The organism is Streptomyces mesophilus, assembly GCF_011044995.1.
GTDB lineage: Bacteria > Actinomycetota > Actinomycetes > Streptomycetales > Streptomycetaceae > Streptomyces > Streptomyces mesophilus.
This window is the reverse complement of sequence record NZ_JAAKZW010000075.1, coordinates 24,495-33,183: the sequence shown is the minus strand read 5'-3', so window position 1 is coordinate 33,183 and position 8,689 is coordinate 24,495. Positions and strand designations below refer to the sequence as shown.

6 protein-coding genes and 1 pseudogene are annotated in these 8,689 nt (G+C 68.7%); 3 read left to right on the top strand and 4 right to left on the bottom strand.

What is annotated here, in order from left to right:
• Window positions 1-127: pseudogene (locus tag G6045_RS40895) on the top strand (IS5/IS1182 family transposase); the annotation flags it as partial.
• 214 nt (window positions 128-341) lie between these two features.
• On the opposite strand, the gene G6045_RS19200 reads toward G6045_RS40895, so the two are convergent.
• Together G6045_RS19200 and G6045_RS19195 are read right to left on the bottom strand one after the other, a co-directional pair.
• A complete protein-coding gene (locus tag G6045_RS19200) occupies window positions 342-1,382 on the bottom strand; it encodes a hypothetical protein (RefSeq protein ID WP_165333222.1) in 1,041 nt (346 codons plus the stop codon).
• Between the two features lie 757 nt (window positions 1,383-2,139).
• Window positions 2,140-2,703, bottom strand: a complete 564-nt coding sequence (locus G6045_RS19195) for a TIGR04222 domain-containing membrane protein (protein WP_165333221.1) — start codon at window positions 2,701-2,703, stop codon at window positions 2,140-2,142.
• Window positions 2,704-2,915: 212 nt separating this feature from the next.
• Between G6045_RS19195 and G6045_RS19190 the strand changes: the two genes are divergently transcribed.
• Entirely contained in the window at window positions 2,916-3,494 is a 579-nt protein-coding gene (locus G6045_RS19190; RefSeq protein ID WP_165333220.1) for a winged helix-turn-helix domain-containing protein, read from the top strand.
• Between the two features lie 33 nt (window positions 3,495-3,527).
• Window positions 3,528-4,841, top strand: a complete 1,314-nt coding sequence (locus G6045_RS19185; protein ID WP_165333219.1) for an MFS transporter — start codon at window positions 3,528-3,530, stop codon at window positions 4,839-4,841.
• Window positions 4,842-4,979: 138 nt separating this feature from the next.
• On the opposite strand, the gene G6045_RS19180 is transcribed toward G6045_RS19185, so the two are convergent.
• Both G6045_RS19180 and G6045_RS19175 read right to left on the bottom strand, forming a co-directional pair.
• Window positions 4,980-5,657, bottom strand: coding sequence for a molybdopterin-dependent oxidoreductase (locus tag G6045_RS19180; RefSeq protein ID WP_165333218.1), 678 nt, complete (start codon window positions 5,655-5,657; stop codon window positions 4,980-4,982).
• Window positions 5,658-5,905: 248 nt separating this feature from the next.
• Window positions 5,906-7,396: a UDP-N-acetylmuramoyl-L-alanyl-D-glutamate--2,6-diaminopimelate ligase gene (locus tag G6045_RS19175; RefSeq protein WP_165333217.1), complete on the bottom strand. Its 1,491-nt coding sequence runs from the start codon at window positions 7,394-7,396 to the stop codon at window positions 5,906-5,908.
• Window positions 7,397-8,689 lie beyond the last annotated feature (1,293 nt).

The following is an 8,689-nucleotide window of genomic DNA, read 5'->3' as shown; positions in this document are numbered from 1 at the left end:
GCAGTTCCGCGCGATCGCCACCCGTTTCGACAAACTCGCCACCCGCTACAAGGCCGGAGTCCATCTCGCCGCACTGATCCTCTGGCTGCGCGAACCCACCCAAGATCGTTTGTCAGACACGGCCTAGGGCGCAGCAGGGTGCTGGCGCTCGGCCGTACGAAGAGATAGAGCTCTGAGGCCGCGATTCTCTTTACTGGCCTTTCAAGATTCTTTTGCCGGGCGCAGTCTGCCGCTGCTGATGTCGCCTGACCCCCGGACATGGGTGAGCGGCGAGCGAAGGCGGCGGCGCCGGACCGCAAACCAAGCGTCATAGGGCCCGGTCTGCCGCGGCGTTGCGGGTGTCATTTCGTGGTGTGCGGGGTGTAGTCCTCGGGGGCGCGTGGGGCGTTCGGGCCGGCTTCGGCATAGAGGGTGCGGATGGCGGTGACCAGGTGGCTGTGGTCGTCCAGGGCGAGGTTGTTGCCGTCGATGGCGTAGCCGATGAGGCTGAACAGCTGGGCGATGAGCCGTGTGTATTGGGGCGGGCTGAGCAGTGCGGGGTGCATGGCGGCCGGTTGCGGGTCGTGGAGGTCGACGGGGTGCTGTTCCTGGGCGGCAACGTGTGCTTGTTCTGTCTGGACGGCTTCGAGCAGACGCGCGGGCCAGGCGGTGCGGATCGTGGGCGGGTCGGGCCGCTCGTCCAGGCGGGCTTGTAGTCGGGCGACTTGGTTCGCGCGGGCGATGCGGGGGCAGGTGTCCGCGCGCTGTTGAAGGTCGTCGATGGCGGCGAGGCGGCGCGCAAGGTCCACGATGTCGCTGTGGTGGGCGAGGGCCCAGGCTTGCTCGGCGCGGCGGTCACGGTGGGCGCGGGCGGCTTCGACGCGCTCGCTTTGTGTCATGGGGCGATTGGTGTCGTGTTCGGTGGTGGCGTGGGGGCCTTCGACGAGGTCGTCGAGGTCGCGGCGTAGTTGGAGGTAGCGGCGTTCGGCTGACTGTCGGCTGCGTACTTCGAGGGCGGGGGCGATGCGGGCCCAGGTGGCCTTGCGGCGGCGTGCGGCGGCGATGAGGCGTTGCTCGTCGATGGCGAGTTTGTCGCGCAGGATCCGCTGGATTAGGAGGGCGGCGAGCAGGTCGGTGACGTCGAGCTCGTCGATGGTGTCGAACTCGATGAGGCGCAGCAGGTGATCGTACTTGTCGGCGACCTCGGCGAGGGTTCCGGTGTGCTCGAGGACGCCCTTGATTTGGGCGAGTTCACCCAGCCAGGAATCTGGGTCCGGAGCGGCGGGAGTCGAAAGATGCCGCCAGGCGCCGGCGCGGTCGAATTCTGCTTCCGGAATACGAGGCGTCGTCTTACGGGCGACGTTTTTCGTCGTCTGTAAGACGACATCATTTCGTTCAGGCATGGATAATGGTCCGATCGCTACTTTCGGGAGGGGACTATTCGCTGGCGTCGGTGGGGTCCGGGTTCTGTGTCGACGGCCTGCGTCGACGCCAGGCCCTGATCAGGGCGCTGGCGGCAGCACCGGTTGCGAGGACGAGTACACCGGCGACGTACTCCGGCCATGCATCGGTCATGAATTGGTCCAACATCGCAGTTCAGCGCGCCTCTTGGGCACGCCATCCCCTTCAGGTCGTCAACGGCAGAGCGCCATGCTCCGTCGGCCGTGCAGCGGGCCACGTCTCGGTCGCGGCCTGGGGCACAACCCACACGCGCGGGGCGTAAAGCCATGTCCGGCGAACATTCTTAGGGCATATCCGGGGGCCGCGAGGACGGTTCTCAGGACAGCGAGGGGTAGCGAAGACTGGCGAATAGTCAACTTGCCCTGAAATGCAATAAATCCGCGCCCCTCAGCAACCCCCCGGTAGGAAACAGGAATTGACGCTTCAACACAGCGGGAAACGACCTGAAAAGATCCACACACGCCACAGCCACACCCCACCGGTAGGTCGCCGGCGACCTACCGAGGAGCAGCGTCCAGACCTGGTACAAACTCCACCGGCAGCCTGAATCTGTGGTGCAACCGCATCAACGCCTGCAAGGTCTCCGCCGCGGTGCGCGGCAACGGAACCCGCGTCACCGAGCTCGCCCCGCGCGGCCTGGACGGTGAGTCCCATCGGAGTCGGAGTACTCCACTGCGTGGCGAAGTGTTCTGTGGGACCTCACTCTGCTCCGCCTCCGCTGCTGTGACCGCTGCCGGAGTGTGGATCCGTATCCAGGCCGGGGCCAAGGTCGCCGTGACGACGATTGCCGCCTGGGCGCTTTCGGGGCCGGGCGGCTGGGGGTGGCACGGCTCCTTCCCAGCGCGGGCTGCGGTGCGGGAAGACGTACTCCAGCATGCGCGCATCCAGCTGGGCCTGTTGGAGATGTCGCCGGCCCGCAGGGGTCATCTGGCGCTCCGCGCCCGCCACCAGCCCCCACACGGCCAGCTCGCGGCCGATCTCCTGCACTTCCGGGGAGCGTTGCAGGACGGCTCGTACCGTGTCGATATCGGTCGGGTGTCTGCAGAAGGCGGCCATCGCGCGCTCGACCGGATGCAGAGGTTGTTTCCCCTCCACGCAGTGGACCTGTGCGTTGTGCACCACGAGCAGCCCACGCTGGTTCAGCGTGGTGACCGCACTGTCCACCACATGCCGGGCCCCGCCCGCCAAGAACGCAACGTCGTACACATCCAGGGGTCTCGTCTCGCCCGAGCCCCTGACGATCCACCGGAACACCCACCGCATACCAACCCCCCGTCACAGCCTGCATCCGTCTCTCGACAGTGCGGCTCCTACCGCGGCCCCACCTCGGCCGGCAGCGCCAACGAAACCAGCTGCACCCCCTGTTGATGTGGGCTGGTGTGTGCGGCTGTGCATCTTCAGTCGAAGACCCCAGATGCGAAAGGTAGTTGCGCAAATCTCTTTCGTAGTTTCTTCTTCCTGTCTACGGTGGGCGCATGTCGTCGAAGAAGGTCACCGATGTGCGTGCGCTCAAGGCGTACGCCCACCCGCTGCGCATCCGTCTCGACCGTGCGTTGATCATCGCGCAGACGGCGACGGCCACGCAGCTCGCCGAGATGGTGGACGAGCCGGTGTCGCTGGTCAGTTACCACCTGCGCAAGCTCGCCGAGCACGGCTATATCGAGGAAGCGCCGTCGCAGGGCAGCGACGGCCGCGAGCGCTGGTGGCGGCCGGCGGCCGAGGTCTTCGACATGCACTGGAAGGACTTCTCGGACTATCCAGAGGGTGTCGCGGCCTATGTCGGAGCGGGCCAACAGGTCATCCAGGCCCGCATGCAGAGTCTGTTGGGTTATGTCGGCCAGCAGGCCGCCTGGCCGCAGGAGTGGGCGGCGTCCGCGTTCGGCAGCGGCCGGCTGCTGAAGCTGACCCACGAAGAGCTGCAGGAGATGGCGGAGGAGGCCGCGGCGTTCTGCGACCGCTGGACGGCGCGCAGTCGTGCGGCGGAGGAGTCCGGTGACGGCCGGGACCGTGAGCATGTCGAGCTCCAGATGTACGGCTATCCGTTCAAGCCCTGAGCAGTCGGCGCCGCCGCGTAAGGAGACCGCCTCATGCCTACAGATGGCATGCCCCTGACATCCACGCCGCATCCGGCGCATCGTGACGCCAATGTCCTGCGCTGGCTCACCGCCTACGCCCTTTCCTTGATCGGCGATGCCGCCTGCCTGGTCGCCCTCGGCTTCGCCGCCCAGGAGGTGGCCGGTCCGGCCCAGGTGGGCATGGTGATGGCGGCCGGCGCCGTGCCGCGGGCGCTGCTGATGCTCGGCGGCGGCGTGGTGGCCGACCGGTTCGGTCCGGGCAAGGTGGTGGTCGGCAGTGACGCCGTGCGGTGCGCGATCGTGCTGGGCATCGCCGCCGCTCTGTGGCTGACGTCGCCGGGGCTGTGGCTGCTGGTCGTCGGCGCGGTCCTCTTCGGCGTCGTGGATGCGCTGTTCATGCCCGCCGTGGGCGCGCTGCCCCCGCAGCTGGCCGCGCTGGACCAGATCGGCCGGATCCAGGGGCTGCGCATGCTGGTCATCCGGATCAGTTGGATCGTCGGGCCGCCGCTCGGTGGGCTGGCCATGGCGTACGGCGGGGCTGCTGCGGCGCTCGGGGCTGCGGGGCTGCTTTTTGCCCTGTCCGTACCGCTCCTGATGGCGTTGCGGCTGCGGCCGCTGCCGGCCGATGACCAGAGCGGCGCCGTGGCGCCAAGTGCATGGGGTGAACTCGTCGACGGGCTGCGCTACATACGCCGGCACCGGGTGATCGGGCCGCTCATGGTCTCCGGGGCGATGAGCGAACTCGGCACCAACGGACTGCTCACCGTAGGGCTGGTCCTGCTCACCAAGGACCAGGGCTGGGGTCCCTCGGGCTACGGCTGGATCGTCGGGGCGTTCGGTCTCGGACAGGCCGTATGCGCCGCCCTGCTGGCCGTCAAGGGGCGGGTGGCGAGGGCCGGGCTCGTGCAGAACGTGATGCTCGTCGTGGGCTCGGCCTCGGTAGGAGCCCTCGCGTTCATGCCCACGCTTTCCGCGGCTGTCGGCATGTCGCTGCTGTCCGGGCTGCTCTGCGGCATGTGCGGGGGGCTGGCCATCGCGCTGATCCAGACCTCCGCGGCGCCCGGCTACCTCGGGCGCGTCACCTCCGCGATGAGCCTCACCGGCGTCGGACTCACCCCGCTCAGCTTCCCGCTGTTCGGCGCCGCGATCAGCGCCTGGGGCGCGCAGCCGGTGTTCGTCATCGGCGCGGCGTTCAGTACGCTGGGCGCCGTCGCCGGGCTGTCCTCAGCTGCCGTACGCCGTGCGGAACTGCCCCGGCTGCCCGGCAGGAAACACACCGGGCAGCCGGCAGCAGGCCCCGCCCAGACCCCCAGCAGAGCCTCGTAGAGGAGAGAACCGCGGCGGCCCCCTGCGGATGGGCATCACCCGGCAAGACAGGTACCGGGTCCAGGCCACATTCCCCACCCGGTGGCAGCCAATAAAAGCGTCCGCCCCTCCCCCAGTTCGGCAGAGCCCTGACAGCTGTCACCCCCGTCGCGCACTCCCACCCCTCGCACTGAGCGCCCTGATCACCACGACCACCCCCCGGTACAGCGGCCGCACCACCCGGCCGGGCAACCGGCGGTGCCGCTCCTCCTTCCACACCCGGGCCCGAGGGTGCGCCGCGAGAGGCGACCACGGGTCGGTGACCCGGGGCGCGGTGGCGTGGAACTCGATCCGGCAGAGGTGCTTGATGTTGACGTATCCGTACTGCCACGGGCTGACCAGCCGTACCGGAGCCCCGTGATCGCCGGTGAGCGGCTCCCCGCCGAGCCGCTCGGCGACAAGCACGTCCTCACCGAGCGCATCCTCCAGCAGCACCAGCGCCCGCACCCCGTCCGACCCCGAGAACACGAGGTGGCTCACCACCGCTCCCGGCCGCAGCCGCGGCTCCACCAGCACCCGGTAGAAGTCCTTGAACGCGACTCCCTCCCACACCAGACCGGTCGCCGACCAGCCGGCCACACAGTGGAAGTCGGCCCGGACCTCGCGCCGCGGCAACTTCCCCAACTCCGCCACCGACAGCGTGACGTCCTCGGTCAGAGCGCCGCCCAGCTCGATCACCGGATCGGCCGGTACGGGCGGCGGCGGGTTCTTCAGGTCCTTGCCGAAGCGCGGGAATCCACCGACGGCACGTTGTCCTGGGGGAAGGCGAAGCGTCATGTCGATCCTCCGGTAGGCGCCCAACTCGGCTACCCGACACGCTACTTCAGCACGGATCGAAGCAGATGCAGGTGAAGCCGGCCTCCGCTCCGTGCCCACCTCGACGATGCTGGGCCGCGTGGTGACTCCCACCGCGCGGTCGCCACGCGATACGACAAGTCCGCCGACCACTACGAGGCGACCGTTGACAGACGGTGCTGCGTCGCAGCCCTCAACGAGTGGCTGTGACCAGCACTTTCGAAGGGACCCTAGTCCCGTACGGCTGACAGCTCGCGCACGGTCGCCATATCGCTGAACGGGATCAGCTGGTCGCCGACGATCTGGTACGGCTCACTGCCCTTCCCCGCGACCAGCACGATGTCGGCCGGTCCGGCGGCGGACAGGGCGAAGGCGATCGCGGCGCGGCGGTCCGCGATCCGCTCGAAGGGGGTGCCGGTGGCCGTGAGTCCCGGAACGATCTGGTCCATGATCGCCTCGGGGTCCTCGTCACGGGGGTTGTCCGATGTGAGCACGCACAGATCGGAGTAGGACCCGGCGATCTCGCCCATCCGGGTCCGCTTGGTGACGTCCCGGTCTCCTCCGCAGCCGAAGACCGTGATGACGCGTGCAGCGGCGAAGTCCCTGATGGCGGCGAGCACCTTGTCCAAGGAGTCGGGCGAGTGCGCGTAGTCCACGATCACGGAAGCGCCCTGCGGGGTCTCGAGCCGTTCCAGCCGCCCGGGGACCGGGGGCATCCGGTCGAGCGCCGCCACCAGATGGGCCAGGTCATGGCCCAGCAGATGGCATGCGGCCAGGGTGGCCAGGGCGTTGGAAACCGAGAACCTGCCGGGCACCGGGATCGCGGCCGGATACTTGCGCCCCTCGTGGTGGAGCGTGAACCGCGTACCGAAGGCGTCCATGTCCAGGTCACTCGCCCGGTAGTCGGCTTCGGCTTCCAGGGCGTACGTACGGACCAGACCCGGCATCATCGCCGGCACCAGCGCCCCGACCGGGTCGTCCGCGTTGACCACCGCGCGCCGACACAGTCCCTCGAAGAGCCGGAGTTTGGCGTCCCGGTAGTGCTCCATCGTGCCGTGGTCGTCCAAGTGGTCCTGGGAGAGGTTGGTGAAGACGCCCACGTCGATGAAGGAGTGGTCGATCCGGTGGTTCAGCAGGCCCATCGAGGTGGCCTCCAGGACCACGGTGGCCACCTCGCGGTCGCGCATGTGCCCCAGCAGATACTGGAAGTCCGGTGACTCCGGAGTGGTCAGCACCGAGCGCGGCATCGGGATCAGCTCGTCCCCGATCCGGTTCCCGCCCGTCCCGATCACCCCCACCTTCGCGCCCTCGGCGATCCGCAGCACCGACTCCACCATGTACGACACGGACGTCTTCCCGTTGGTGCCGGTGACGGCCACCATGTCCATCGCCCGGCCGGGCTCCCCGTAGTAGCGCGAGGTGATCAGCGCTGCCGCCTGACGGGTGTCAGCCACCCGCACGACGCACGCGCCTTTCGCCGACGGCCATATCGCCGCGGGAAGACCGGTCGCGGGCCCCTCGACGAGCACCGCGACGGCACCGCGCGCAAGCGCGGAACCGACGGCCTCGGGGCCGCCCTCGCGGTGCCCGGGCACCGCGAGGAAGAGTGAACCCGGCGAGACGCGGTGGGCATCCATGCATGCTCCCGCGGTGACTCTCGTTGCCAGGTCGCCCAGAAGTAGTTCGTGATCGTGCCCGGCCAGCAACTCGCTCAGCTTCAAAAGGGGGTCCTCTCAGGGTGCGGCCGGCCCGCCGGGTCGCGTCAAGCGATACCGGCGGTACGCCAAGGGGCGCGGGCGCAGGGGGGAATACGGGAGGTGGGGATGTGCGGTTCAGGGATGCACGGTTCACCGATGCACGGTTCAGGGATGCGCGGTGCGGGAGCCCGCACAACCCCTCGGCACAGGCTCAGGGGCAGGCCGCGGCGCGTCGGGTCTGCCGTGGAGGTGCTTCCTGCGGGCGCTTGGGCATGGCGGGACGGGGCAGGCGGGAGAACCGGATGCGCGGGCCCGTCGGGAAGGTTGCTAGCCGTGACCGTGCAGCGCACGGCAGCGCGCCCGGGGCGCGACGGGACCCAGCAGTCGAAGAGCCCGAACCGGGCTCTCCGTCGCCGTATGTGTATGCCCCATAGGGCGAGTGTACGTGCCCGCAGCACCCGCCCCCGCGGGAAGCAAGCGCGCGACCGATCGAAACCGATCGAAGTCGCCCCACCCCAAGGAACCCACGCATACCCCGCAGTTCCGGCGCGGCGATGGCCAGAGCCCCGCTCTCACGCCCCGATCCGCTGCCCCACTACGCGGCCTTGGCGATCACCTCGTCCACCATGCTGATCACCGTGCCCACAAGATCGACAGCGGCAGTGGAACCGAGGGGTTCCCACCAGCGCAACCAGGTTCCAACTCACGCATCCCGACGCATGACTTCCCACCCCTCCTACGAGGGGCACGTCTGACCTACGCGGCCAACCCCACGGCGGAAACACACTCAAACTGACCCCGTGCACTATCAAGATCAACAATCACGCTTCCCCCTTCCCGGTCGAGCGCTCACGCTTTCCCGTTCCTGGTCGAGCGCTTGTCGGTCCTGAGCTGCCCAGGCAACCACGATGCGGCCCCAACCGCGCACGTTGATATCGCGGTCGGGGATGTGGCACTGGTACGGACGCGCGGCCTGGGATCGGTTCTGCAGGTGCATCTCAACCCGCGTGCCGCGACCCTCACGGTCGAGGCGGGCTTTCAGCGAGCGGGCGACGTTCTGCCGGCGCACCGCATGGTAGGCCCGCTCGACCCTTTTCGAGGCCGGCCTTTGACGGCCTGCGCTTGCGCCTGCCTTCGCGCCAGGCCTTCACGGTGCGGTCACAGGGAAGCCCGGCCTCGCGCGCCGCCTTCCGGGAACGCTCGGAGCGTGTCAGGTAGTTGAGACACGCCAGCAGACCGCGCTTCTACTCGATGGGGGTCGCGATTCCATCTGCGACATCATCGGCCTTCCAGGCGATGGCTTCACTGCCCTTGGTA

Excerpts from the sequence above, each read along its gene's own strand:
- G6045_RS19195 (WP_165333221.1), bottom strand. The coding sequence starts at position 2,703 with ATGCGGTGGGTGTTCCGGTGGATCGTCAGGGGCTCGGGCGAGACGAGA.
- G6045_RS19185 (WP_165333219.1), top strand. The coding sequence starts at position 3,528 with ATGCCTACAGATGGCATGCCCCTGACATCCACGCCGCATCCGGCGCAT.
- G6045_RS19180 (WP_165333218.1), bottom strand. The coding sequence starts at position 5,657 with ATGACGCTTCGCCTTCCCCCAGGACAACGTGCCGTCGGTGGATTCCCG.
- G6045_RS19190 (WP_165333220.1), top strand. The coding sequence starts at position 2,916 with ATGTCGTCGAAGAAGGTCACCGATGTGCGTGCGCTCAAGGCGTACGCC.
- G6045_RS19200 (WP_165333222.1), bottom strand. The coding sequence starts at position 1,382 with ATGCCTGAACGAAATGATGTCGTCTTACAGACGACGAAAAACGTCGCC.